Consider the following 25,189-nt stretch of genomic DNA (forward strand, 5'->3'; position numbering starts at 1 on the left):
TGAGACTCTGAGGATCCTGGGTAACCAGCCATCGCAGAGCCAGGCAGGCGTAGAGCAATGACAAGCCTGCCTGTTTGTGAATGAGGGTGCCGAAAGGCACCCTTTGTCGTTTCCGGGCAGCGAAGATTTCTCCAGGTGCCCATCACTCTGTACCACTCAAGACCCTTCGCGAGCAGGCGACACAATTGTCAGCTACTGCCAGCGCCGAAAGACCAGCGAAGTGTTGACCCCGCCAAAGGCAAAGTTGTTGTTCATCACATACTGGTTGCTCATCTGCCGGAATTCGCCACGCAGGTAGTCCAGTGCGCCGCAACGCGGGTCGACTTCATCGAGATTCAGGGTGTGCACGTACAAGTCGCGGTTCATCATTTCGATGCTGAACCATGACTCCAGCGCACCACAGGCACCGAGGGTGTGGCCGAGGAAACTCTTCTGCGAACTGATCGGCATGCGGCTGCCGAACAGGCTGTTGGTGGCCAGGGTTTCAGCGATGTCGCCCTGCTCGGTGGCGGTGCCGTGACCATTGACGTAGCCGATGGCGTCAGGCGTGATCCCGGCATCTTCCAGCGCCAGCTCCATGGCCCGGCGCATGGTGGTTTGCTCCGGACGGGTGGCGTGCTGGCCGTCGGCGTTGCTGCCGAAACCAACGATCTCGGCGTGAATATGCGCACCGCGAGCGAGTGCGTGTTCCAGCTCTTCGAGCACCAGTATGCCGCCGCCTTCACCGATCACCAGGCCATCGCGGCCGATGTCGAAAGGACGCGGGCTGGTGTGTGGTGCATCGTTTTTCAGGCTGGTGGCGTAGAGCGCGTCGAAGACCATGGCTTCGGTCGGGCACAGTTCTTCGGCACCGCCGGCGAGCATCAGTGGCAGGCGGCCGAACTTGATGGCCTCATAGGCATAGCCGATGCCCTGGCTGCCGCTGGTGCAGGCGCTGGACGTCGGGATCAGCCGCCCGGTGAGACCGAAGAAGATGCTGATATTCGCCGCCGTGGTGTGCGGCATCATGCGCACATAGGAGTTGGCGTTGAGGCCTTCGGCGACCGAGTTCAGCAGCATGTTGCCGAAGGCTTTGATTTCATCGGTGCTGCCAGTGGACGAGCCACAGGAGACGCCCATGCGCCCATCCTTGATCGATTCATCGCCCAGCAGCCCGGCATCAGCCAGGGCCCGCTCAGCTGCGGCGACTGCCAGCCGTGAAACCCGGCCCATGCTGCGCAGTTGCTTGCGGGTCCAGTGGGCGGGCACCTTGAAGCCATCGATCGGCCCGGCCAGTCGGGTGTTCAATTCAGTGAAGCGATCCCACTCATCCATGCGCCGGATGCCGCTGCGATTGGCGCGGAAGTTGGCGGCGATGGTTTCCCAGTCGCTGCCCAGCGAGGTGATGCCGGCCATGCCGGTGACGACGACGCGCTTCATCAACACAGGCCTCCATTAACGGCCAGAACCTGCCGGGTGATATAGGACGCTTCGCCAGACATCAGAAAATTCACCGCGCTGGCGACTTCTTCCGGGGTGCCCATGCGTTGTGCGGGGATCATTTTCATCAGTTCTTCGACCGGCACGTTCTCGTCGAGCATCGCGGTGTCGATCAAGCCCGGTGCGACACAGTTGACGGTGATCTTGCGTTTGCCCAACTCGATGGCCAACGCTTTGGCCGCGCCGATCAGTCCGGCCTTGGAGGCGCTGTAGTTGACCTGCCCGCGATTGCCGATCAGCCCCGAAACCGAGGTGATGCAGACAATTCGCCCGGCAGCGCGACGCCGGATCATCGGCATCATTACCGGATGCAGCACGTTGTAGAAACCGTCCAGGTTGGTGCGCATCACCACGTCCCAATCGTCCTCGCTGAGTGCCGGGAAGGCACCGTCGCGGGTCAGTCCGGCATTCAGGACCACGCCGTAATAGGCGCCATGGGTGTCGACGTCGGCTTCGAGAATCGCTTTGCAGCTGGCCCGCTCAGACACGTCGAACTGCAGGATGCGCGCGCGACGGCCCAGGGCCTGGATTTCGGCCTGAACGGCTTCTGCGTCGCCACGACCACTGCGGCAGTGCAGCACCAGGTCGAAACCTGCCTGGGCCAGGCGCAAGGCGATGGCGCGGCCGATGCCACGGCTGGAGCCGGTGACCAGTACGGATTCAGTCATGACTGGACTCCTGGGATTCGTGAAGGTAGTGAGTCGGCTGCGGCGGGCAGTACACGTTCAGGCGCGCTGTGGCATGGATGCCCGGCCCGTAGATGTGGCATTCGAATATGCCCATGCCGCTGGCGTCTTCCAGCGAGCGCAGCGCATGCAGGGTGAGCTCGGTGCCAGCAGGGAAATATTCCACGTTGCATTCAAATTTACGCGTACCGAGCAGAAATCCCAACTCCACCGGATTGCCCAGCAATCGCGCGCGACAACCGGCATAGGCGGCGACGGTCTGGGCCATCAGCTCGACGCCGATCCAGGCCGGCAGGCTACCGTCGGGGCGGCTGAACACACCGCCCGGCTTGACCGTGAGGCGGGTGTGGATTTGCTCTTCATCGAACGACAGGACCTGATCGATGAGGATCATGTCGCCAGCGTGGGGAATCAGCTCGGCGAGCGGCCAATCAATCATGGAGCGTCTCCGATAATCAGGCTGACGTTGTTGCCACCGAAGGCAAAAGAGTTACTCATCAGGCAGCGGGGTGCGCGTTGGTCGAGGCGATCGGCCGCCGTCACCCAGTTTAACGCGGGCAGTACGGGATCGGCCTGGCCATCCCAGATGTGCGGTGGCAACGCGTGTCCGGTGTTGTCGGCAGCCAGGCTCAGCCAGCAAAACGCAGCCTCCAGCGCCCCGGCGGCGCCGAGGGTATGGCCGCTCATGGGCTTGGTCGACGAGCAGGGCACACCACCAGGGAATAGCGTCGCGACCGCGAGGCTTTCCATGGCGTCGTTATGCTGCGTAGCGGTGCCGTGCAGGTTCAGGTAGCCGATCTGTGCTGGCTGCAGGTGCGCGCGGCTCAACGCCTTGCTCATGGCCTGCAGCGCGCCGCGGCCACTCGGCTCGGGCGCCGAAATATGGTGGGCGTCGGAACTGGCGCCGCCGCCGAGCAAGGCTATCGGCTGCTTGCCGTTGGCACTTTTGCTCATCAGGAACAGCGCCGCCGCTTCGCCGATATTGATGCCGTTGCGATTGACCGAAAACGGGTTGCAGCGTTGCTCGCAGACCGCTTCCAGTGCCGAGAAACCATTGAGGGTCAGCTTGCACAGGCTGTCGACACCGCCGCACAGCACCGCGTCGCACAGGCCCAGGTCCAGCAGCCTTTGCGCACTCATCAGGGCCCGGGCGCTGGAGGTGCAGGCAGTGGAAATGACATAGGCCGGGCCGCTCAGTTGCAACCAGTCGGCGAGAAAATTCGCCGGGGCGCCGAGTTCCTGTTGCTGGTAGTCGTAACCGGCAGGGAACTGGCCGTCGCGCAGGTAACTGGCAATCCCTTGGCTGGCCTCATCGATGCCCGAGGTGCTGGTGCCGAGGACGATACCGATACGGCCGTGGCCATAGCGCTGAATCGCCTGGTCGATGTCATCGCGAATCTGCAGTGCGGCTTCCAGTAATAGCTGGTTATTGCGACTACGTTGTGCGGCGAGTTCGGCGGGAATTGCCGCGAGGTCGCCTTTTACGGCGGCCACGGGTAATGCGCGATCAGGCACCCAGCCGCTCTCGGGGCGCATGCCCGAGCAGTCTCCGGCAAACAGATTGCGCGCAACTTCCTGCTTGCCGCGGCCTAAACCACAGATCAGCCCGAGAGCATTCAAATAAGCCGTCATGACGCGGTCTCGGCGGTCAGGGGGGTGATGTGATAGCGCAAGCCTTGAGGCAGGTTCAGCTCAAAGATCCGCGGTTGTTGATAACGAATCTGCCAGCGTGGGCCAAGGGAGCGCTGCGAGCCCTGTTGCTGCGCCGTTGGATAGTTGCCGAGCAGTTCGCCCTCAGGCGTCAGGGCAAACAACAGCGCGGCAAACAGCTCGCGAGCTTCCGGATTAGGCGGCAGCAAGCCGTCGGCCCGCCACTGGCCTTCGACCAGACGCTGACGGGCCAGCGGGATCCCCAGCGGGTCCATCAGCGACCAACGAAGGCTTTGCCCTTCACGCTGGATCACCAGCAGCCAGTCCTGACGTTGCCCGGCTTGCTGACGTTCGATGTGCAATTGCAGCGGCAGCGCCAGGCTCGGGTTTCTCTCAGGCAGCGGTGCCTGGCTGGCGCAGGCGCTCAGCAGCAGAACACAGCTCAAGAGCAGCGCGCGGATCATTAGATTTTACCTTCAAAAGGGTTGCGCGCGAGCACATTGCCCCGGATTTCTTCGAAGTGGCTGTCGCTCGGACAGTGACCTGGACTTGTCTTCATGGCGCATCGCTTGCGCAAATTTCCGAGAGCATTCGCAGGCGACGCCTGGATTCGCTGACAAAGGGGTTGCGCTCATCCCAGGCGTAACCGGCGAGGATCGCACTGATCATGCGGCGAATTTCCGGCGCACCGCCCGAATGGTAAATCACATCCTGGAACGTCCCGGCGTACCAGCCTTCGACGTAACAGCGGAAGGTGTCGACGCCACGCTTCAAGGGCGCGGCGAACTCGCTCTGCCAGTCGACGCTTTCACCTTGCAGCTGGCGATGCAGCACGCCAGCGGCCATGCTCGCCGAACGCATGGCGATAGTCACGCCGGAGGAGAAAACCGGGTCGAGGAACTCCGCGGCATTGCCGAGCAAGGCGAATCCCGGCCCGTGCAGGGTTTTGACATTGGCCGAGTAACCTCCGATGGCTCGCGCCGGGGTGTCCCATACGGCGTTCTGCAACACGCCTGAAAGGCTCGGGGTTTCAGCGATAAAGCCGCGCAGGCACTCATCCAGATCGCCCGTGCGACCTTCAAAATGCTCTTTTGCGGCGACCACACCCACCGAGCAACGACCGTTGCTGAACGGGATGGTCCAGAACCAGATATCGCGATGGATCGGGTGAGTGGTAATGAGGATTTTCTCCCGCTCGAAACGCGGGCTGTCGATATGGTCTTCAACATGGGTGAACACCGCCTGACGCATCGGGAAATTCGACGGTGCCTCGAGGTCCAGCAAGCGTGGCAACACGCGGCCGTAACCACTGGCGTCGAGCACGAAGTCGGCTTCGATGCGGTACTCGCTGCCGTCTTCGCGGCGGGCGCTCAACTGCGGCTTCGGCAGGCCGAAGTCGACGCTGATGATCTCTTCGCCATAACGGATGTCCACACCCTGCAACTCGGCCTGGTCGGCCAGCAGTTTGTCGAAGTCGGCACGCAGTACCTGGAAGGTGGTCGGCTTGCCGTTGCTGAAGGTGTCACCGAAATCGAAGGCGCTGTAGCGCTCGCCCCAGGCGAAGGCCGCACCGTTTTTCAGCTGGAAGCCGGCAGCGTTGACGGCGTCGAGCATGCCGGCTTCTTCGACGAAATCCAGGCAGTGGGACAGCAGGCTTTCTCCGATGGAGAAGCGTGGGAAATGCTGGCGTTCGATGATCAGCACGTCGTGGCCTTTACGCTTGAGCAGCGCGGCGGCGATGGCGCCGGATGGGCCCGCGCCGATGATCACAACCTGGCGACGTTCCATTTCAATTGTGGGCACTGGGGCTCCTTGCCGGGACGGCGATCTGGGAGGGGGTACGGTGGATACCGGCCACGGCCGGCAATAAGGTTGCGATCAAGCCCATCAGCATCAGCGCAAAGTACAGCGCCGGGCTGATCAGCTGTTGTTGCAGCAGCAGATTGAGAAAAACGATCTCGCTCAAGCCACGAATGTTCAGCAGCAGGCTTTCCCGCCAGCGGCTGGCGCCGACAAAGGACGCGCCGGCCCAGCCGAGCCCGAGCCAGTTGCCCAGCAATTTGCTGAGGATCGGCAGGATCAGCAGCGCGCCGAGCTGGAACCCGCTGAGGCTGTCCATGGCGCTGTGCACATCGATCTGCACGATGCCGAAGGTCAGGATCAGCGGAATCGCGATATAGGTCTGCAACGGGTTCATCCAGGTCGCTTTCAACGGCAGCACCAGTGGCAGCTTGAGGGCCGCCATGCACAGCACATAACCGATACCCAGAATCAGCGCATTGAGCTTGTAATGTTCGGCGACCACCAGCAGTCCGAAAAAGCCCAGGCTGTGGAGCAGCGGCTGACGCAGACCCAGTACCCGCAGCAGCACTGGCAGGCAGGCGCCGGCCAGCGGCAGCAGCAGGCTGCTCAGGTGCAGGCTGCCTTGGGCGATGGCGAACAGGCTCCAGCAGGCCAGGTCAATGAGGATCGCGGTCTGCACCAACCGGCGGGTGGCCGGCGGCGGATAACCGATGTGTAACAGGTACAGGTAGAGCACCGGGATCGCGGTGATCGCGAACAGCAGGCCTACCGCCAGCGAACTCAACCACGGCTGGCTTGGCAACAGCCAGAGGGCAGTGGCCAGCCCGCAGAAGAACGGAATGCAAAAGCTCGGCAGGGCGATTTTAAGGCTCTGGCGATCCAGCCGCAGGTCGATCACGTCACTCAGGATGTGCCCCAGTAACAGCGCAAAGCCCAGGCTGTAGAGGTTTTTCAGCCAGCCCGGTGATACCAGTTCGGCACCGCTCAACTGCCAGTGTGGTTCGATCCACAACAGCATCAACAGCGGCAGGCCGAAGGTCGCCAGCACTAACTGGCTGACAATCGGGATCAAACCGAAACGACGTCCGACCCAGGTCACCACCGCGAACAGCACCAGGGCCAGCAGCCAGAACAGAGCGATCATCATACTCTCGACTCCATTGCAGGCACGGGTTGGGCCTGAGGTCTGGCCCATGGCGCGAGGATAAAACTGTAGGCCAGCCCCAGGCTCACCGACAAGCCGAAATTGCTCACCGCCGGGGTGCTGGAAATCGCCAACAGGCCAAACGACAGCCAGGTGGTCACTGCCGCCAGCAGGGTGCCCAGCAGGCTTACCGCCGCGCCACCGATTTGTTCACGCATGAGGATCGCGTAGTCGACGCTGATAGCCGTCACCAGCAGCAGTCCGAACAGGCTGAACAGCGTCAGCGGCTGCCCCAGCCAACCGAGGCTGGCCAGACTGCACAGCGCCGCCAGCAACGGAAGGGCGACGACTCGCAGCGCGCCGCCGAAGCCGAACGGCAGGATCAGCAGCAGCACGATCAGCACGCAGGACAGCAGTTTCAATTCAGCGGCGCTGACCTGGGTTGCGGCGAAGATCTTGTTCAGATCTCCTAACCGGTCAACCAACTGCACACCGGGCAAATCCAGCGCCTGGACCCGCAGCAATGCCGGGTTGTTCAAGCCTTGCAGGCTGACCATCCCGGCCACGCCATCGCTGGTGGAACCCAGCCACAGCGGGCGCCATGGCTCTGCGAGCGGTCCGCTCAAGGCGGCGTCGATGTCCTGAACGGGTTGCGTCTGCAACTGCGCCAGCTCGGCTTGCAGCGCGCTGGCCGGTACACCGAGGTCGAGCAGTGGCTGCCAGTACTGCGGTAGTGTGTTTAGCGCTTCGCGAACCCGTTGCTGTTCGCTGGGCGGGCTGACCAGTTGATTCAGTGCCAGGTAGCCCTGGAGCTTATTCAGGTTAACCAGTTGATCCAGCCGTTCGCTCAGGGCCGTCGAACGCTCAAGCAGCTGCTGCTGATCGGCAGCGCGTACCAGGAAGAACTGGCTGGTGGGCTGATAGCCGGTGATCCGCGCAATCGTCTGGGCTTCGTTCATCAGCTGTGGCGGTGCGCTGATCCATTGGCGGATGTCGTTTCGGGTGGTGAGTTGCCACAGACCGCCAGCGCAGAACAACACCAGCAACGCCAGCAGAACCGGGCTACGAACCCGGCGCAGCAGCGCTTCGCGTATATTCAGCAAGAACTGAGCGACGTGCAGCGGCCACTGCGCCGGCCGCAGATCGATGCCCTTGAGCATTGCCGGCAGCAGGCACACGGCCGCCAGGTAGGCGCCCAGCAAACCGGCGGCGGAAAACACGGCAATCTGGGTCAACGCGGGGAAGGGTGTCCAGGCCAGTGCCAGGTAACCGATGCAACTGGTGGCCAGGCTCAGGGTCAGCCCGGGCAATGTCAGGCGCAGCGCTGGCCAGCTGTGCCAGGGTTTCAGGCTCCAGCTCTTGGACAGGTAATGCAGTGGGTAGTCGACTGCTACGCCGATCAGACTCGAACCCAATACCAGTGTCATTACGTGCATGTGGCCGAACAGCGCCACGCAAGCCACGGCGCCAAACAGCATGCCCACCAGTACCGGAACAAAAGCCAGCAACACCCGAAAGCGGCGGAAGGCCAACAGCAGCAGCAACAGTATGCCGACGGTGGCGCCACCACCGACCCAGGTGATCTCGCGGCTGGCCTGTTGCTGACCGTTGGCGGCATACAGCAGGCCACTGGCGGCGAGCAATTGCACGTCGGCCTGGGCTGCGTGTTCGCGGCTCTGTTTCAGCAACCGGGCCACTTGCAGCGGCAGGTGCAGGTCGAAGGCATTGCCCTGAGTCCGGGCCCGCAACAATACCCAGCTCTTGCCGTCGGCATCGGCGATCAACGCGCCGCTGCCGATGTCCAGCTGCACCGAGCCCCGCTGCGGCTGGCTATTCTGGATGCGCCCGGTCAGGCCGAGCCAATCGTCCTGGCTGGGCACCAGGCTGAACCCGCTGAAGGGGTCGAACAGCGCTTGCACGCGCTGCTGGATAAACGCCTGGGGCTGCGCGATCAGTTGCTGGCGATCCGTTTCCGAGAGCATTGCCAACCGCCCTTGCAGCAACTGGGTGCGCAGCGCCGGCAAGTCCGCTTGCAGGTTCCACTGGACCTTCTCGAACAAGCCGCTGGCTTTCCATTGATCCCCAAGTTGCTCGGCCATGGCGATGGCCTGCTGGCGATCAGCATGGCCGACCAATACCAGCACTTCGCTGTTCAGCGGTTCTTGTATGCGCTGTTCGGCGCGCAGTTCCAGTGCGTCCGGCGCGCTGCCCGGTACCAGTTCCATCAGGTTGGCGGACAGCGGCGCAGCGCCACGCCACTGCCAGCCGGCCAGCGCCAGTACGGCCACCAGCAGGATCAGGAACAAGCGAGGCAACCAGCGTTCACTCGGCAAAGTCATGTTGCTCCGTATCGCTCAACGGTTGGCTGCTGGTGGTGTCTTGCATGCGCAACAGGGTGCTGTCGCCCTGGGTTTCCAGCAACTCGATGCGTTGCACCAGCTCACCGCCGTCGATGTTGATCTGGTTGAAGACTTGCTTGAGTAGCATGGAGCGTGGCGTCAGGGTCAGCTTCCACTGTTGGGCATCGCCCTCCAGGTGCAGATCGAAGTCCCGTTGCAGTCCGCTGCTGTCACCTTGCAGCACGGCGAGGAACAAGCGGTTCTGCTCGGCGCCGGCGCTCTTGTTCGGGAGCATTTGCCAGCTGTTGCCCTCACGGCGGGCAATGCCCTTGGCGCTGATGCGGTAGTCCTGAGGCAGAGGGGTTTTCAGCAGCCAGAGCAGCCCATGGTCTTTCGCCAGGACGAAGGTACCTTTGCTGGTCAGCGGCTGTGGCAGGGCGCGCAGGTGCTTTTCCTGGATGAAACTACCGTGGATTACCTCGGGCTTGGCGAGTTGATCACTGAGTTGTTGCAGGTCGAAGGCGTTGGCCAGCGATGACAATCCCAGAAGCAGGATCAAGCTCAGACATTTTCCGTAGCAGCTGCCGCCAGGCTGCGTCCGGCCGCGCAGCAGTCGTAAAACCTGAGTCCCGGATTCTGATCGGAAAATGGGCAGGCCGGATTGCGACTGCTTTGCAGCCGAACGCAGGCTTCGCCAGCTGCTACGAGATAGCGTGTGCCAAAACAGTTTCATGGCAACACCTTCTCGACAGCGTCGATAAACACCTGGGGCGAAGCCAGCTGCATTTCATGGCTGGCGAGATCCACCGCGACCTGTACGGAGCAGGCGCGGGTCAAGCGTTCGGCGCTCTCCAGATCGCTGATCAGGTAGCTGATCTTCAAACGGTTTTCCCATTCCACCAGGCTTGCGCGCACATTGAGCTTCTGGCCGAAGGTGGCACCGCGTACGTAGCGCAGTTGCAAGTCGATCACCGGCCAGGCGTAACCGGACTCTTTCATTTGTGTGTAGTTGTGGCCGATCTTGTCCAGCAAGGCGCAGCGAGCGACTTCCAGGTATTTGACGTAATGGCCGTGCCACACCACATCCATCGTGTCGATGTCGAAAAACGGTACGAGGATTTCCGTATCGGCGTGAATCACTCCCTTGCTACGCATGCAGCCTCCAGTGTTGCTCGGCGATACGGCGCAGGCACAGGCGCAGTTCGGCTTCCAGCGCGCGGTCTTCGATAACCGGTGGGAAGTCCTTGCCCAGCTCGATGTGCATCTCGGCCAATGCCTGTGGCAATGGCCGCGCGTCCTCAGCCTGGCTGCGCAGCCAGACGCCTTGGTTGGCCGCCAGCAAGGTGGCGGCGGCGACCTGTTCGGTCAGTTCCAGCACGCGGATCGCATCGCGGGCGGCGATGGTGCCCATACTGACCTTGTCCTGGTTGTGGCATTCGGTGGAGCGTGAGAAGACGCTGGCCGGCATGGTGTTTTTCAGTGCTTCGGCGGTCCAGGCGCTGGCGCCGATCTGCACCGCTTTAAAACCATGGTTGAGCATCGCCCGCTCGGCGCTGGCGCCGGACAGGTTGCTCGGCAGGCCGTGGTTGTAGCGCTCGTCCACCAACAGTGCGAGCTGCCGGTCGAGCAGGTCGGCGACATTGGCTACCAGGGTTTTCAGACTGTCCATGGCGAAGGCGATATGCCCGCCGTAGAAATGCCCGCCATGCAGCACGCGTTCGGCTTCGGCGTCGATGATCGGGTTGTCGTTGGCGCTGTTGAGCTCGATCTCAATGAACGAGCGCAGCCAGTTCAGGCTGTCGGCCAACACGCCGAGCACATGGGGCGCGCAGCGCAGCGAGTAGCGGTCTTGCAGGCGATGCAGCGGGGCGGTCGGTGCGTCGATCGCCAGGTCCTTGCGCAACCACGCGGCGACCTGCATTTGCCCCGGGTGCGGCTTGGTGGCGAACAGGCGCTCGTCGAAGTGCTCCGGATTGCCTTGCAGCGCGACCACGTTCAGCGCGGTGATGCGGGTCGCCAGTTGCAGCAGGTAATCGGCGCGGGCATACGCCAGGCAGGCCAGTCCGGTCATCACCGCGGTGCCGTTCATCAGTGCCAGGGCCTCTTTGGGGCGTAGCACCAGCGGCGTCCAGTTCAGTTCAAGGTGCACGTCGGCGGCTTGCCGGCGCTCACCACGGAACATCACCTCACGTTCACCGGACAGGGTCGCGGCGACGTAGGACAGCGGTGTCAGATCGCCGCTGGCGCCCACCGAACCCTCTTCGGGAATCAACGGCAGAATGTCCAGGTCGATGAAGGCTTGCAGGCGCTCCAGCAGTTCCACGCGAACCCCGGACACACCCTGGCATAACGACTGCAGACGCGCCGCCAGCACTGCACGGGTGGCCTGAGCATCGAGCATTTTGCCCAGCCCGCAGCCGTGAAAGGTGTACAGATGACGGGGCAGGGCCTCGACGTGGTGCAACGGCACCGCGACTACGCAGGAATCGCCATAGCCGGTAGTGACGCCGTAGATCACGCCTTCCTTGTCCAGCAAGGAATCGAGAAACTGCGGGCCCTTGGCGATGCGCTGGCGAAACTCGGGGTCGCCTTGCAGCTGCGTCGGCACCTGACGGTTGGCCAGGGCCAGCACGTCTTCGATGCGCAAAGGGAGTTCGCCGAAGATTACCGGCTCAAGCGGATGCGTGGTCATCGGTCTTCCAGTAAGGGTAAAAGTTGAACCATTGTTGGGGTGCTTCGAGGCAGTACTGCCCCAAACGCTCGGCATAACGTGCAGTCCACTGGGTGATAACCTGCTCGCGGTCGCTGCGTTTCCAGAGTACGGCGGCGGCGAAAGGCTCGAGAGTTACCCGATAGCGCCCATTGTGCTTCAGACAAAACAACAGATTGACCGGGCACTTCAACAGCCCGGCCAGCAGCCAGGGGCCTTGGGCAAAGGCGGCCGGATGCCCGAGAAAGTCGACTTGCACAGTGCGTCCGCCATGCAGCGGCACACGATCGCCGGCAATTGCCAGCCACTCGCCGCGATCCAGCCGCTGGTTGAGTTGCAGCATGATCACCGGGTCCAGTTCGCTGACCTGAATCAGTCGCAGGTGGGTCGCCCCGGCTTCGCCGAGCAGGCGGTTGAAGCGTTCAGCATGCTTGGTGTGCACCAGCACGTTCATCGTGACTTTTTCGCCCAGCTCGGCCAACGCGCGACAGACCTCGAGGTTGCCCAGATGCGCACCCACCAGCATTTGTCCGCGCTCGCCGCGCAACCGTTGGCGCAGCAGCGCCGGATCGACGATTTCGATTTGCTCGATGCCCAGTTTGCCATTCCACACGTCGAGCTTGTCGAGCATGGAGTCGGCGAAGGCCATGAACTGGCCGAACACCCGCCAATGGGTCGGGCGCAATTCGCTGCGGCCACTCCAGTCAGCGAGGTGTTGCTGGTATTGCCAGGCGCTCTTGCGGGCGCGGCGACCGAACAGAAAAAAATACAAGACGATGCCGTACAGCAGCGGGCTCAATATTCGACGACCCAGCATCTTGACGCCGAGCGCTGTGAGCTTCATCAGCCAGAAACTGCCGCGTTCCTTGTGCTCGGCCCAGTGTTCTTTGTCGGTGTTGATGCTCATGCTCGCCACCGTCGCCCAAGGATCATCGGCGCGCGCAGCAGCATGCCGAAGAACAGCCGGGTGTGCATGCTCGAAATCAGCACGTTGTCGTGGAACATTCGAAAATGCGAAATACCATCCTGCGGGTAATGGACCCTGGTTTGCAGCCAGTGCATCGGCTGATTGCGCCAGGCCAGGCGGACGATGATGTCCGAGTCGAAGTCCATGCGTTTGCCGATTTTCACCGAGTTGATCAGTGCCAGTGTCGGCGGCAATGGATAGACGCGAAAGCCGCACATGGAGTCAATAATCTGCAGCGACAGGGTGTTGATCCAGACCAGGACGTGAGTCAGATAACGTGCATATAAACGGCCTTTAGGTACGCTGGCGTCATATTTCGGGTGTCCGCATATCAGCGCTTGCGGATGAGCGCGTGAAGCTTCGATGAAGGTCTTGATGTCACGCAGATCGTGCTGACCATCGGCGTCCACTTGCAGGGCATGACTGAAGCCCAGGCGCGACGCTTCGCGAAAGCCGTCCATGACCGCCGCGCCTTTGCCTTGGTTGACCCCATGCTTGATCAGGTAGATGTGTTCACCTTCGGCCAGCTGCTCAAGCACGGCTGCGCAGGACGGGCTACTGGCGTCGTCCACCAGTATGCAGGGCAGGCCGTTGGCGCGTACCGCCTCGACCACGGCAGGGACGGTGGTTTCGTGGTTGTAGACCGGGATGATGGCGCAGGGGTTAAACATGCGCCGCCTCCAGCACTATTCGCCCACTGGAGCAAGTCGCGGTGTCGTTTCGATAGGTGAAATACAGTTTGCCGCGTTCCGGGTCAAAGCGCAGGTGCAGCTGGACTTGATCGCCGGGGCGGAGCAGTTGCTGGAACTTCAACACTTCCATCCCGACGAACCTGCCGGGCAAGTCGAGTAACTGTCGACCCAGGCTCAACGCCCAATCGACTTGCACCACGCCGGGCAATACCGGGGTTTTCGGGAAGTGGCCACTGAAGCAGGCCAGGTCCGGCGGGACCGCCAGTTGCAGGCTCCACTCGCCGTTGGCCTCGACCTGTTCCAGCACGTGCGGCGCTTGCGGACGCGGGGCCAGTAGCAGGGCTTCGACCTCGGCTTGGAGCAGCTTGCCTTGGGCGTTCAACGGCATTTGTTGCAACAGGCGCCAACGCCGCGGCAAGGCCAGTGCTTCGCAATGCTGACTGAGGTGTTGACGCAGCCCTTCGGTCAAGGTGCGTCGACCTTGATTGCGCAGGGCATGCAGGCCTTGTTCGCTCAACACCAATAAGGCACCCAGGGACGCACGGTTTTCCTGAACCACGCCCAGACGTGCTTCGGCGACCCAGTCATGGTTGACCAGTGCCTGTTCGAGCATTGGCAACGAGATACGTTTTTCTTCCAGCTTGACGATCCGGTCCAGCCGTCCCAGCAGCTCGAAGCGCCCATCGGCGAAGATTCGTGCGGCGTCGGCAGTCTGTTCGACGTGACCGGCTGGCAGGTACGGTGAAGCAACGCGCAGCGCGCCGTCACTGTCCTGGCTCAGTTGTACATCAGCAAACGGCTGCCACAGGCTGGCGCCCTGACGCCAGGCGATGCCGCCGGTTTCCGAGCTACCGAGAATCTCCGTGGGCCATTGCTGCAAGCGTTGTCGCAAGCTCAGCGCGGCTTGCGCAGGCAACTCGCCACCGGAAGAAAACACCCGTCGCACAGCGCTCAATGCCGGCCAGTCGAGGTTGTCGCCCATGCGTTTGAGCAACGCCGGGCTGGCGACCCAGGCGAAGGCCGGGTGTTCACGGCTGGCACGCTGCAGATCTTCCGGGAATGGCAGTTGTTTGCGCACGAACTGGCGCCCCGCACACAGCGGCCAGAGTACGCGGAACAGCAAGCCATAAATGTGCTGGGTGGCGACGCTGCCGATGATGCAGGCTTCGCCCAGATCCGCGCCCCACAATTGCTCCAGGGCTTCGACTTCGGTGGCCAGTTGCCGCAGGCTTTTTTCGATGCGCTTGGGTTCGCCGCTGGAGCCGGAGGTGCACAGGCTCAGGCGGCATAGGTCCAGATCCAGTTCAGCCGCGGGCAAGGGGGTTTGAAACAGGTCGCTGAGCGCGGCGTCGTGCGCCTGATCGGTCAGCCACAGGTCAACCTCGTTCGACCAACGTTGCCGGGTCTGGGCTTGCAGGTCGGCGGGCAACAATACGCTGACTCCGGCGCGCCAAGCGCCGAGCAGGGCGATTGCCAGGTCACCGGCGTCTTCCAGATACACGGCGATCCGCTGCACTCCCCGGGCTTGCAGGCCGGCAGCGAGGCTTGACGCCTGGGCGCATAGCTCGACGTGATTCAGGGCCGGGTCAGCCGTGACGGCGCGCCCTGGCTGAGCCTTGAGCAACAGATGCTCAAGTTTTATCCAATTCATGCGCGGCCTCGTACGCGTTGTCGCAATAACCATTCAATGGCAAACAGCAAGCCCATCAACCCGTAGGAAATCAGGCCGGTATACAACGCCCACCAACTCAGCGGCGCCCAGAGGGTCAGGGCGGTGGCGAGCAAACCGTTACAGAGAAAAAACACACTCCAGGCAATCGTTACCTGGCGGGTATAGTGAATCGCCTCTTCCGGCAGGTCCGGCTCGCTCAAGCGCGCCAGACGTTCAACCACCGGTGGCCCGTATTTCAAACTCAAGCCAAACAGCGCCAGCATGAAACTGCTGATCAGCACCGGGTACCAGCGCAACAACAGCGGGCTATCGAGCAGCGCCAGCAACAGGCAAAAAGCAATCGCCGCGATTGCCATCCACAGGCTGCCGGGGCGCCGCGCACTGGTCAGCGCGCGGGCCAGCCACAGGCCGCCCAACAGCAGGCCGAACTGCCACGGGGCGAAATGCTCCATGCCGTAATACACCGCAAAGGGGTACAGCAGGCCTGCCAGCAGCAGGCCAAGGCCAATCAAACGACTCATGCGGCCGGTTGAACCAGACGGTAGACCGCCTCGACCACGTCGCTGACGGTGCGCACTGCCTTGAACTCTTCGGCAGCGATTTTTTTACCGGTCTGGCGCTTGATATGGTCGATCAGGTCAACCGCGTCGATGCTGTCGATTTCCAGGTCCTGATACAGGTTGGACTCGAGGGTGACGCGTTCGGGCTCCAGCTCGAAGAGTTCGACCAGGGCATCGCGCAGGGTGTTGAAAATGTCGTCACGAGTTTGCATGGTCCGGTCTCAAGCTGCCTGTTTTGCAGTGACGAAAGCCGCAAGGCTGGCCACATTGGTGAAGTGATTGCGGGTGTCCTTGGCGTCGGCGTCGATCTTGATGCCGTACTTTTTCTGGATCGCCAGGCCGAGTTCGAGTGCGTCCACCGAGTCCAGGCCCAGGCCTTCACCGAAAAGTATCTGCTCGTCGCCGATGTCTTGTGCACTGATGTCTTCGAGGCCCAGGGCGTCGATGATCAACAGTTTGATTTCATGCTGAAGGTCGTGTTGTAGATCGCTCATCGTCGGCGAGCTCCTTGATAAAGTAGTGGTGCAGGTAATCGTTGAGCTTGCGCGAGGCCTGGGGAGGCGGACCAAGCTCGACAAAGGCCTGTGGGTCTATATCGGCGCCGACGCGCAAACTGAAGTGCGCGCGACGCGACGGGATGCGATACCAGGGTTGGGCTTTGGTCAGGGTGGTCGGGCTGACCTTGATAATCACCGGGGTCACGATTTTCGCACCCCGCAGCGCGATTGCCGCAGCGCCCCGATGAAAGGCTGGCGGTTGGCCAGGCTTGGTGCGGGTGCCCTCGGGAAAGATAATCAACGTCTGCCCGCTTTGCAGAGCCTGCGCGGCGGTATCCAGCATGTCCATACTGCCATCATTGCTGATGTATTGGGTGGAACGCAGTGGGCCGCGAGTAAAGGGATTTTTCCAGAGGCTCTGTTTGACCACGCAGTTGGCGTCGCGCACCAGGCCGATCAGGAACACCACATCGATCAGCGACGGATGATTGGCGATGATCATCTGTCCCGGACGACCGAGTTTTCCCGCGCCTTCGACCTCGTAGGTCAATACGCCTGCACGGGCCATGAAACGGATAAAAAACCAGAACAATCGCCCGATGGTGCGCCGCGCCCGTTGCCGATGCTGCTGGGCATCGCCCGGCAGGCAGCTGAGCAGCGGGAAAATCACCAGCCGCAGGCACAGCCCGACCAGACCGAACAGCGCAAAGCTTGCGGCGGTAGCCAGCAGGCGCCAGTAATAGGCGTCGCGGCGTTTACCCTTCAGTGGTTGCGTTGCCAGGTCCATACACGGTTCTTCCAGGCATGTTGGCAGGTGGTCTGCTGGCTGAGCAGAATACGCAACAGATTCAGGGCATGGGGCCAGTCGGCCTTGGCCGGCTCGGCCGTGGCGCTGTTCAGCGACAGCTGCCAATCGTCGCCCCGGGTCAATAACAGGCCGACGGCGTAGGGGAAGGGCACGTCATCGATCCAGGCGGCGTAGGCCTCGGGCGGTTGCTCTTCGGTGACCACCAGCAATACCGCCGGAGCCCCTTCGTCGAGGAGCGTGGCGGCCTCTAGCATGCCGTGTTCGAGGCCATCGCCAGCCGCCGCGAGGGCGGTCATTTCGCTGGTTTCGCCGCGCATGATCGACCACAGTCCAATCACTGCGTTGTGCACCGACAGGCTGAATTGGGTCGGCGACAAGGGTTGATCGGCGGCCAGCTCACACAGGATGTTGAAGGTCCGCGGGGTTTCGCCATGGCGGGAAATAAAGACCAGTGGTAGCTGCTCGCGGCCTTCGGCCAATGGCCAGCCCACGCTGAAGGCCATCCGTGCCAGGCGACTGAGGCGTCGGCGTTGCATGGCGGGTAGAAATGAGACATCGGGGGCGGCGTCGCTGCTGGCGAGCACGACCGGTTGTCGACTCCAGGCCAGCCAATCGTCCACGCTTTCGAGCCCCGGAGCCCAGGCGCGCCATTGGGCGATATTAAAGTTGATCACTGAATTCATCCCGCCCCTGCGGGCTTCCTTGATACGGCGAGTCGTTTTGACGGGCGGTCAGCCGTACATGGCGCGATGGCCGAGTGGTGCGCATTATCCCGGCACAGCTGACTTGTAGCAAACGGTGGATACATTTTGCTCAATAGAATTGACCGGTGTTTCAGGAAAAAGTGCTGTTTGGTGATTGTCCGGTTTTTCGCAGCCGCTTCTGCTGGTCCATTCGCATTGTCGTCGGGCAAATTGCAACTGACTGTGTAGTCCTATTCCTGACGTGCTAGCTAAGGGCGGCCGTGGACTACTACACTCGGTCATTCTTTGATGCACGGAGGTTTTGACATGCGGCGCGTGGTGTTCAATCAAAAAGGTGGCGTTGGCAAATCCAGCATCGCCTGCAATCTGGCAGCGGTCAGTGCCCATGAAGGCTATCGGACGCTGCTGGTCGATCTTGATGCTCAGGCCAACTCCACTCAATACCTCACCGGCCTTACCGGTAACGATATCCCGATGGGCATCGCCGACTTCTTCAAGCAGACCCTGTCTGCCGGGCCGTTCTCGAAGAAAAACCAGGTGGACATCTACGAAACCCCGTTCGACAACCTGCACGTAGTCACCGCCACCGCGGAGCTGGCTGACCTGCAGCCCAAGCTCGAGGCGAAACACAAGATCAACAAACTGCGCAAACTGCTGGATGAATTGGCGCAGGACTATGACCGAATCTATCTGGATACCCCGCCAGCTCTTAATTTTTATGCGGTTTCGGCACTGATCGCCGCCGATCGCGTGCTGATCCCCTTCGACTGCGACAGCTTTTCCCGCCAGGCACTTTACGGTCTGCTGGCGGAAATCGAAGAACTCAAGGAGGACCACAACGAAGACCTGCAGGTCGAAGGAATCGTGGTTAACCAGTTCCAGGCCCGTGCGAGTCTGCCGCAGCAAATGCTCGACGAGCTGATCAACGAGGGCCTGCCGGTACTGCCGGTATACCTGGGCAGCTCAGTGCGCATGCGCGAATCCCATCAGGCCAATATGCCATTGATCCACCTCGACCCACGCCACAAGCTGACCCGGCAGTTTGTCGATTTGCACACCCTGCTGGAAAATGCCTGATCTTCGGCGCGGGCAAGATCGCCAGGATTGCAGCCTACGGCAGCTCCTGCGCCGACGCCGTACTGCCGAAAATTATCAGGAGTATGCAATAACTGTAGGAGCTGCCGAAGGCTGCGATCTTTTGGGGGCCTCCAGTGCCTCAGATCTGACTACGCAACCAGCTCAACAACTGCGGCAGCGGGAAGGCACCGCTCTGGCGCGCTATTTCCCGGCCGTTCTTGAACAGAATCAGGCTGGGAATCGAACGAATGCCCAACTGCGCCGACAACTGCTGATTGGCCTCGCTGTCCAGCTTGGCCAGCCGGCACTTGCCTGCCAGCTGCGTTGCGGCCTGCTCAAACACGGGCGCGAATGACTTGCACGGCCCGCACCAGTCTGCCCAGACATCCACCAGTAGCGGCAGATCGCCCTTGATCTGGCTGGCGTAATCGCCCTGCTTCAATTCGAAAGGCTTGCTCAGCAACACCTCGACCTTGCAGCGCCCGCACTTGGGCTGATCGCCCAAGCGTTCGGCGGGGATACGGTTGAGGCCGTTACAGTGAGGGCAGGGGATCAGCAGTGGATCGGACATGAGCAGGCTCCGGGAGAAATAGGCAATGGTGCTTATTTGGAGTCGCGGGCGGGGGTTATCAAGGCGTGGGGGCTGCTATCGCAGATTTTCGGGGTCAGTTGATTTTGCATGTCCTTACATTTTCGATCGAGCGCGGAAGCACTGCGAATCTAGGCTGGGGGAAGGCGTCAGGGTCATGCCGCTGGTCTACTTGACGCTATAGCAAATTGCGATAGTTGGATTCTGCGTTTAATCTCCATAGCAATATGCGATAAGGAAGTTGCATGCATGTGATTACTGAAAAGCGAATTTGGGAAGCCAAGGAAAAATGGCCACGCTCTGCCAGCGCGCTGGATGCATGGTATCGAGTGGTAAAGGCGAGTAGCCCTGACGACTTTGCAGCAATGAAGGGGATGTTTCCTGCAACGGATAAGGTAGGACCGTTGCATGTGTTTGATATCGGCGGGAACAAGCTGCGATTGATCGCGGTTGTCCAGTACCGGGCGCAACGGCTCTACATCAAGCACGTGCTGGATCATCGCGACTATGACAAGGGTAAGTGGAAGGAGGAGCGTCGATGAGCGTTCTGATCAAACAAGCCGCCGAGCACTGGCACTTCGTGTCGCCGCTGTTGCGCAAACCCAAAAACGAGGCGGATTACGATCTGCTGGTCGCATCGCTGGATGAGTTATTGGAACTGATCGGCGACGACGAGGCGAACCCGCTAGCCAGCCTGGCGACAATTATGGGGGACTTGATAGAGTCCTATGATCATGAGCATCGACCGATGCCCGTGGCCAGTGGGGTTGAGGTTCTGCGCTATCTGATGCGAGAGCATGGCCTGAGCCAGAGTGACCTGCCAGGCGTGGGGGCTCAGTCGGTGGTCTCGGAAATTCTCAGTGGCAAGCGCAAGCTCAACCTGCGACAGATTCGCTGGTTGGCCGAGCGCTTCAGTGTGAAGGTAGACGTGTTTTTCTAACCTGCTTCACGACGAACAACTGATCTCCAGATGCTTGCCCCACTCTGGTGGGCGCTCGGCATAACTTTCCATGCCGGGTTGTTCTTCGAACGGATTGCTCAGTACCGCATGCAGGCGACGGACTTCCTGGTAGTCGCCGCTCTCGGCCGCATCGATGGCTTTCTGTGCCAGATAGTTGCGCAGGATGTAGAGCGGATTGACCGCGTGCATGCGGCTGCGGCGCTGCTCCTGGTTGTCGGAGCCCTCGCGGGCGACGCGGGCGGTGTAGCGTTCGGCCCAGGCATCGAAGCCCTGGAGATTGACAAAGTCGTCACGCAGGCGGGTGACGGCCAGTTCGGCGGATTCATTGCCCAGGCGACGGAAGAACAGGCTGTAGTCGACGCCGCTGTTCTGCATCAGTTGCAGCAAACCTTCAACCAGTTTCTGGTCGTCGTCCTCCGCGGTAGTGAAGCCGAGGCGGCGGCGCATCAGGTCCAGGTAATGGGCCTGGTACAGCGGGAAGTACAGGCCAAGGGTTTCGCGCAAGGCCTCGACGCTGATGAACGGCGTCAGGGCCTGGGCCAGTGCGCTGAGGTTCCATTGACCGATGGGCACCTGGTTGCTGAAGGAGTAGCGACCCTGGTCATCGGAGTGGTTGCAGATGAACTGGGCATCGAAGTCATCGAGGAAGGCGAACGGACCGAAGTCGAAAGTGATGCCGAGTATCGACATGTTGTCGGTGTTCATCACGCCGTGGCAGAAGCCATAGGCCTGCCATTTGGCAATCAACTCGGCGTTACGCTCGACGATCTCGCGAAACATCGCCAGATACGGCTCGGGTTGTTCCAGGCACTCTGGAAAGTGCATCGCCAGCACGTGCTCGCCGAGCTGCTTTTGTTGCTCGGGTTTCCTGGTGTAGTAGAAATACTCGAAATGCCCAAAGCGCACATGGCTTGGCGACAGGCGCAGTAGCATCGCCCCGCGTTCCTGCTTCTCGCGCCAGACCGGTGTACTCGAGCCGATCACACACAGCGCGCGGGTGGTGGGAATGCCCAGCGCCTGCAGCGCTTCAGAGGCGAGAAACTCGCGGATCGATGAACGCAGCACCGCCCGACCATCACCCATGCGCGAATACGGCGTTTGCCCGGCGCCCTTGAGGTGCAGGTCCCAATGCTCGCCGGTCTCGTTGTAGACCTCGCCCAGCAGCAGCCCTCGACCGTCCCCCAGTTGCGGGTTGTAGGAACCGAACTGATGCCCGGAGTAAACCATCGCCCGTGGTTCGGCCTCCTCCCAGAGCTTGTGGCCGCTGAACAGTTCGGCGAACACCGGAGTCTCGGCGATCGCCGGGTCCAGATCGAGCAGGGCCATGGCGGTTGGGCTGGCTACCACCAGCCGCGGGTCGGCAATAGGTTCAGGCAGCACATGGGTTGAGAACGCGTCGCCCAGGCGGGCGAAGCGATTATCGAAGGTCAGTTCGTCGAGGGCTTTCAACGGCCATCTCCAGCAGAATGTCCGAGCATTCTGCTAGGGATAGCGTGGTTAGTCGAGTTCGGCTGACGGCGGCTCTGGCGACAATTTGCCAGTGGGCACAGGAGCGATGGTTTTGGTTGTCGGTTCGATGGGCACCATTTTGTATTCCTGGCCCTGGAGGTTTTTCAGGTAGACCTCCATCTGCCGGAACGAGATGTTGATGTGGTGTTTCTTGAACTCGCGGTTAATGAAACGGTTGATCTCATCGAGCGCCGGGTTGCGGTCGCCGAGGTCGCGTACGTGAATGCGCAGCTCGTGGTCGAGCGTGCTCTCGCCGAAATTCAGGAAGTACACCGACGGCGATGGCTCCTTGAGCACGCGCGGGTTTTCATTGGCGGCCTTGAGCAGCAGGTCGCGAACCATATCGAGGTCGGAGCCGTAGTCGACGCCGAGCTTGAGAGTGACCCGGGTGATGGTGTCGGTCAGCGACCAGTTGATCAGTTGCCCGGTGATGAACGTCTTGTTCGGGACAATGATGTCCTTGCGGTCGAAGTCGGTGATCGTCGTGGCGCGGATGCGGATCTTGCTCACCGTGCCGGACAGGTTGCCGATGGTGATGGTGTCGCCGATCCGGACCGGGCGCTCGAAGAGGATCATGATCCCCGAGATGAAGTTGGCGAAGATCTCCTGCATGCCGAAACCCAGACCTACCGAGAGCGCTGCCACCAGCCATTGCAGCTTGTCCCAGCTCACGCCGAGAGTGGATAGCGTGGAGACGAAACCGACGCCGGCGATCACGTAGGACAGTAGCGTGGTGGTGGCGTAGGCGCTGCCCTGAGCCAGATTGAGCTTGGACAGTACCAGCACTTCCAGCAGGCCGGGCAGGTTGCGCGCCAGGGCGAAGGTAATGCCGATAATGATGGCCGCCCCCAGCACATCACCAATGCTGATCGGCACCATGCTGATGTTGGCACCGGTACCGCTGGTGTATTCGTAGAGGGTGACGTTGTCCAGATAGGAGAAGACCGTGATCAGGTCCGACCAGACCCAATACAGTGCGGCGATGAAACCACCGAGCAGCGCCAGTCGGATCAAGCGCATGGACTGTTCGTTGACCTGCTCGATGTCCAGCGTCGGCTCTTCAACAACTGCTTCGCCATCGCCGGCTTCCTTGGCCGCCTGGCGTTTGCTCAGCGCACGCTGGTAGGCCAGGCGCCGCGCCGCGACCCCCAGGCCACGGGCGAAGGTGGCTTCGATCACCAGCCAGAACATCAGCAGGTAGAGGGTGTTGATCAGTCGGTCGCTGAGTTTCAGCGCTGTGTAGTAGTAGCCGAAGCACACGGCGATGAACAAGGCGATCGGCAGGGCGGTGAACACCACCCCGACGGCCTTGCGAAACAGTGACGTGTTGCGGTGCGTCGGGCTGCTGATCAGCAGCCGGCTGAGCAGCCAGGCCATCGAGGCGTAGCAGGTCAGGACCACGGGCATCCCGAGGACGTCATCGGCCAATGTTGCGGGTTGCAGTTCCGCGACGGCGACCACTGCCACCAGCGCCAACACCACCAGCCCGAGTCGGCGGATCCAGCCCTGGAGAAATTCAACCTGACGTTTTTCCCAGCGGAAATGCAGTTCGGCTACACCGCCCGGCGCGAGGATCCGGTAGGCGGTGTAGAACACCAGCCAGGCCTGGGAAATTTGCAATAGCGCAGCGCCCAGGTTGCTGTTCTGTCCGCGGGCATCAATCTGCAAGGCTAAGCCGCACAAGGCCAGTGCCAGGGAAACCGGCATCGCCAGCAGGATATTGATCAGAATCGCCTGAGGCGTATGCCACTGGCTGTCGCGTTTGAAGTGGCCGATATCCTGGTGAACCTTGTTCAGCCGGGCATAGAGGTACTTGCGTCGCCACAGCAAGGCGCCGATCAGCAATGCCAGCGGCAGGAACAGCAGCGGGCGCTGGGTCAGGCCGTCGGCCAACTCGCGCAGGCTTGAAGCCCATGGCAGCGTGGTGATCTGTCTTTCCAGCCGCTCAGGCACCAGTCGCATCCATTCGAGGTCCAGCGGCTTGTTACTGGGAATCCAGAACATCTGCTCATCGAGGGTCGCGCGCAGGCTTTGCGCAGTGCTGAGCAGTTGCTTCTGATTCAGTTGCAGGGTAATGGATTCGTTGAGCACAGCGCTCAGCTCGCGGTTCAGCCGCTCCAGCAGATCGGCGCGGGTGATCGCCAGCTCGAGCAGGGTCTTGCGCAGTTGGGGCGTGACTTGCTCCGGTGGCTGGGTCGCCAGCAGGGTGTCGACATAGCTGCTCGGGTTGCTGAGCAACTCTCGTTGCTGGCTGACCTCGAATTGGTACAGGCGAATGTCGGCGATCTGGTCGGCCAGATCACGGTCGAGCTTAAGGCGCGGCAGGGATAGTTTCTGTTTGTAGAGAATCTTGGAGAGCAGCAGGCTGCCCTTGAGCACGTTGATCTGCTCTTCCAGGGCTGAATCGCTTTGGGTCACGCTGTCCAGCTGCTGTTTGGTCTGCAGGTTTTGCTGGGTGACTTCGTTGAGGCGGTCGGTGCTTTTAAGCAGGTAGTCGGACAGTTTCAGATTGGCCGCGCTTTCGGTGGCGAGCAGACTGCTGCCGCCGGCCTTTTGCGCTTCGATCGACTGTTGGGTCACCGTCTCCTGGGACTGGGCCAGGCGCTTCTGGTTGATCAGGGTTTGCAGGTCCTGAATTTCCTGCTCCATGCGCGCGGTCTTTTCTTCCAACAGATCATGTTGGCTGTTGCCCAGGTCTTGCAGTTGGTTATTGCCAGCGAGCTCCTGGCGGCGCAGCAGAATCAATGCTTCGAGCGCGGCCTGTTCGGCATTGAGCAGATTGCGTTGATCGGCACTCAGCGGCTTGCCATTGTCCTTGCCGCTTTTGAGGATGTTGTTGATTGCCTGGATGCGTGTCTGGCTGCTGCTGATCTCGGCCTGAGCCCGCTCCGGACGGGTCTGGGAGGTGATGATCAGGCTGTTGGCGTCGGCCAGGGCTTTTTGCAGTTGGCCTTGCTGGCTAGTGCGCTCGGTCAGCAACTGCTCGAGCTGCGGCACTGGCTGGCTGGCGTAACGCTGCGACGCAGGTACCACCTTGGTGGCCTTGAGGCGTGCCAGTTCGCGCTGGTTTTCGGTGTTCTGGCGCGGTGCGGTGCTCAGTTGCTGCTTGAGGGCAGCCAGCTTCTTTTCGTAATCCTGCTTGTTGGCCAAGTGGGTCAACGTTTGCTGCAGAATCGCTTGCAGGGCCTTCTGGTCGGCCTCGGGGAGTTTTCGATCAGCTATTTTGTCCAGGCTTTGCTGGACTGCTTCAGTGCTGGGCAGGTCTGCTGCATACAGCGTACCGACAGAAAGGCTCAGTCCAAGCAGGATAATGGCGAAATAGGTGCGCAGGGTTGACATAAA

The 25,189-nt window shown here is 61.3% G+C and carries 25 protein-coding genes; 3 read left to right on the top strand and 22 right to left on the bottom strand.

What is annotated here, in order from left to right:
- Window positions 1–192: 192 nt before the first annotated feature.
- The 19 genes from AC3IUA_RS01960 to AC3IUA_RS02050 all read right to left on the bottom strand — a co-directional run bounded on the left by AC3IUA_RS01960 (window position 193) and on the right by AC3IUA_RS02050 (window position 17,690).
- Window positions 193–1,419: a beta-ketoacyl-ACP synthase gene (locus tag AC3IUA_RS01960; RefSeq protein WP_489358850.1), complete on the bottom strand. Its 1,227-nt coding sequence runs from the start codon at window positions 1,417–1,419 to the stop codon at window positions 193–195.
- On the bottom strand, window positions 1,419–2,147 hold the full coding sequence (fabG, locus tag AC3IUA_RS01965) for a 3-oxoacyl-ACP reductase FabG (RefSeq protein WP_489358851.1): 729 nt from the start codon (window positions 2,145–2,147) through the stop codon (window positions 1,419–1,421). Before fabG ends, AC3IUA_RS01960 begins: the two co-directional genes overlap by 1 nt.
- Complete coding sequence (locus AC3IUA_RS01970; protein WP_489358852.1) at window positions 2,140–2,604, bottom strand: hotdog family protein; 465 nt, start codon at window positions 2,602–2,604, stop codon at window positions 2,140–2,142. The genes fabG and AC3IUA_RS01970 overlap by 8 nt, the downstream gene beginning before the upstream one ends.
- Window positions 2,601–3,797 (bottom strand): beta-ketoacyl-[acyl-carrier-protein] synthase family protein, encoded by a 1,197-nt coding sequence (locus AC3IUA_RS01975; protein ID WP_489358853.1) that lies wholly within the window; start codon window positions 3,795–3,797, stop codon window positions 2,601–2,603. Before AC3IUA_RS01975 ends, AC3IUA_RS01970 begins: the two co-directional genes overlap by 4 nt.
- Window positions 3,794–4,279, bottom strand: a complete 486-nt coding sequence (locus AC3IUA_RS01980; RefSeq protein ID WP_489358854.1) for a DUF3261 domain-containing protein — start codon at window positions 4,277–4,279, stop codon at window positions 3,794–3,796. The genes AC3IUA_RS01975 and AC3IUA_RS01980 overlap by 4 nt, the downstream gene beginning before the upstream one ends.
- A gap of 91 nt (window positions 4,280–4,370) precedes the next feature.
- Window positions 4,371–5,618, bottom strand: a complete 1,248-nt coding sequence (locus AC3IUA_RS01985) for an NAD(P)/FAD-dependent oxidoreductase (RefSeq protein ID WP_489358855.1) — start codon at window positions 5,616–5,618, stop codon at window positions 4,371–4,373.
- Window positions 5,605–6,765 carry a cation:proton antiporter gene (locus AC3IUA_RS01990; RefSeq protein WP_489358856.1) on the bottom strand — a complete coding sequence of 387 codons (1,161 nt, stop codon included), beginning with the start codon at window positions 6,763–6,765 and terminating at the stop codon, window positions 5,605–5,607. The genes AC3IUA_RS01985 and AC3IUA_RS01990 overlap by 14 nt, the downstream gene beginning before the upstream one ends.
- Entirely contained in the window at window positions 6,762–9,101 is a 2,340-nt protein-coding gene (locus AC3IUA_RS01995; protein ID WP_489358857.1) for an MMPL family transporter, read from the bottom strand. Before AC3IUA_RS01995 ends, AC3IUA_RS01990 begins: the two co-directional genes overlap by 4 nt.
- The gene (locus AC3IUA_RS02000; RefSeq protein ID WP_489358858.1) at window positions 9,085–9,834 is read right to left on the bottom strand and encodes an outer membrane lipoprotein carrier protein LolA; all 750 of its coding nucleotides are present in this window, start codon (window positions 9,832–9,834) and stop codon (window positions 9,085–9,087) included. The genes AC3IUA_RS01995 and AC3IUA_RS02000 overlap by 17 nt, the downstream gene beginning before the upstream one ends.
- Entirely contained in the window at window positions 9,831–10,256 is a 426-nt protein-coding gene (locus AC3IUA_RS02005; RefSeq protein ID WP_489358859.1) for an acyl-CoA thioesterase, read from the bottom strand. Before AC3IUA_RS02005 ends, AC3IUA_RS02000 begins: the two co-directional genes overlap by 4 nt.
- Window positions 10,249–11,793 carry an HAL/PAL/TAL family ammonia-lyase gene (locus tag AC3IUA_RS02010; protein ID WP_489358860.1) on the bottom strand — a complete coding sequence of 515 codons (1,545 nt, stop codon included), beginning with the start codon at window positions 11,791–11,793 and terminating at the stop codon, window positions 10,249–10,251. The genes AC3IUA_RS02005 and AC3IUA_RS02010 overlap by 8 nt, the downstream gene beginning before the upstream one ends.
- Window positions 11,774–12,718 carry a lysophospholipid acyltransferase family protein gene (locus tag AC3IUA_RS02015; protein ID WP_489358861.1) on the bottom strand — a complete coding sequence of 315 codons (945 nt, stop codon included), beginning with the start codon at window positions 12,716–12,718 and terminating at the stop codon, window positions 11,774–11,776. Before AC3IUA_RS02015 ends, AC3IUA_RS02010 begins: the two co-directional genes overlap by 20 nt.
- Window positions 12,715–13,449 (bottom strand): glycosyltransferase family 2 protein, encoded by a 735-nt coding sequence (locus AC3IUA_RS02020; protein WP_489358862.1) that lies wholly within the window; start codon window positions 13,447–13,449, stop codon window positions 12,715–12,717. The genes AC3IUA_RS02015 and AC3IUA_RS02020 overlap by 4 nt, the downstream gene beginning before the upstream one ends.
- The gene (locus AC3IUA_RS02025) at window positions 13,442–15,121 is read right to left on the bottom strand and encodes an ApeI family dehydratase (protein WP_489358863.1); all 1,680 of its coding nucleotides are present in this window, start codon (window positions 15,119–15,121) and stop codon (window positions 13,442–13,444) included. The genes AC3IUA_RS02020 and AC3IUA_RS02025 overlap by 8 nt, the downstream gene beginning before the upstream one ends.
- Window positions 15,118–15,663: a COG4648 family protein gene (locus AC3IUA_RS02030; protein WP_489358864.1), complete on the bottom strand. Its 546-nt coding sequence runs from the start codon at window positions 15,661–15,663 to the stop codon at window positions 15,118–15,120. The genes AC3IUA_RS02025 and AC3IUA_RS02030 overlap by 4 nt, the downstream gene beginning before the upstream one ends.
- Entirely contained in the window at window positions 15,660–15,914 is a 255-nt protein-coding gene (locus AC3IUA_RS02035; protein ID WP_150642358.1) for an acyl carrier protein, read from the bottom strand. Before AC3IUA_RS02035 ends, AC3IUA_RS02030 begins: the two co-directional genes overlap by 4 nt.
- 9 nt (window positions 15,915–15,923) lie before the next feature.
- Window positions 15,924–16,196 carry a phosphopantetheine-binding protein gene (locus tag AC3IUA_RS02040; protein ID WP_419117129.1) on the bottom strand — a complete coding sequence of 91 codons (273 nt, stop codon included), beginning with the start codon at window positions 16,194–16,196 and terminating at the stop codon, window positions 15,924–15,926.
- Window positions 16,165–16,986 (bottom strand): lysophospholipid acyltransferase family protein, encoded by an 822-nt coding sequence (locus AC3IUA_RS02045; RefSeq protein WP_489358867.1) that lies wholly within the window; start codon window positions 16,984–16,986, stop codon window positions 16,165–16,167. Before AC3IUA_RS02045 ends, AC3IUA_RS02040 begins: the two co-directional genes overlap by 32 nt.
- Entirely contained in the window at window positions 16,962–17,690 is a 729-nt protein-coding gene (locus AC3IUA_RS02050) for a beta-ketoacyl synthase chain length factor (RefSeq protein ID WP_489358868.1), read from the bottom strand. The genes AC3IUA_RS02045 and AC3IUA_RS02050 overlap by 25 nt, the downstream gene beginning before the upstream one ends.
- A gap of 327 nt (window positions 17,691–18,017) precedes the next feature.
- Here AC3IUA_RS02050 and AC3IUA_RS02055 point away from each other — a divergent pair, with 327 nt between their 5' ends.
- Window positions 18,018–18,788 carry a ParA family protein gene (locus AC3IUA_RS02055; protein ID WP_489358869.1) on the top strand — a complete coding sequence of 257 codons (771 nt, stop codon included), beginning with the start codon at window positions 18,018–18,020 and terminating at the stop codon, window positions 18,786–18,788.
- 139 nt (window positions 18,789–18,927) lie between these two features.
- On the opposite strand, the gene trxC is transcribed toward AC3IUA_RS02055, so the two are convergent.
- A complete protein-coding gene (gene trxC, locus AC3IUA_RS02060) occupies window positions 18,928–19,359 on the bottom strand; it encodes a thioredoxin TrxC (RefSeq protein ID WP_489358870.1) in 432 nt (143 codons plus the stop codon).
- A 263-nt stretch (window positions 19,360–19,622) separates the two neighbouring features.
- Here trxC and AC3IUA_RS02065 point away from each other — a divergent pair, with 263 nt between their 5' ends.
- A complete protein-coding gene (locus AC3IUA_RS02065; RefSeq protein WP_489358871.1) occupies window positions 19,623–19,919 on the top strand; it encodes a type II toxin-antitoxin system HigB family toxin in 297 nt (98 codons plus the stop codon).
- A complete protein-coding gene (locus AC3IUA_RS02070) occupies window positions 19,916–20,317 on the top strand; it encodes a helix-turn-helix domain-containing protein (RefSeq protein WP_489358872.1) in 402 nt (133 codons plus the stop codon). The genes AC3IUA_RS02065 and AC3IUA_RS02070 overlap by 4 nt, the downstream gene beginning before the upstream one ends.
- 6 nt (window positions 20,318–20,323) lie before the next feature.
- Here AC3IUA_RS02070 and selO read toward each other — a convergent pair whose 3' ends face one another.
- Together selO and mscK are read right to left on the bottom strand one after the other, a co-directional pair.
- Window positions 20,324–21,787, bottom strand: coding sequence for a protein adenylyltransferase SelO (gene selO / locus AC3IUA_RS02075; protein ID WP_489358873.1), 1,464 nt, complete (start codon window positions 21,785–21,787; stop codon window positions 20,324–20,326).
- Between the two features lie 48 nt (window positions 21,788–21,835).
- Window positions 21,836–25,186 (bottom strand): mechanosensitive channel MscK, encoded by a 3,351-nt coding sequence (mscK, locus tag AC3IUA_RS02080; RefSeq protein ID WP_489358874.1) that lies wholly within the window; start codon window positions 25,184–25,186, stop codon window positions 21,836–21,838.
- Between the last annotated feature and the right edge of the window lie 3 nt (window positions 25,187–25,189).

Source organism: Pseudomonas sp. KH_050, from assembly GCF_057838875.1.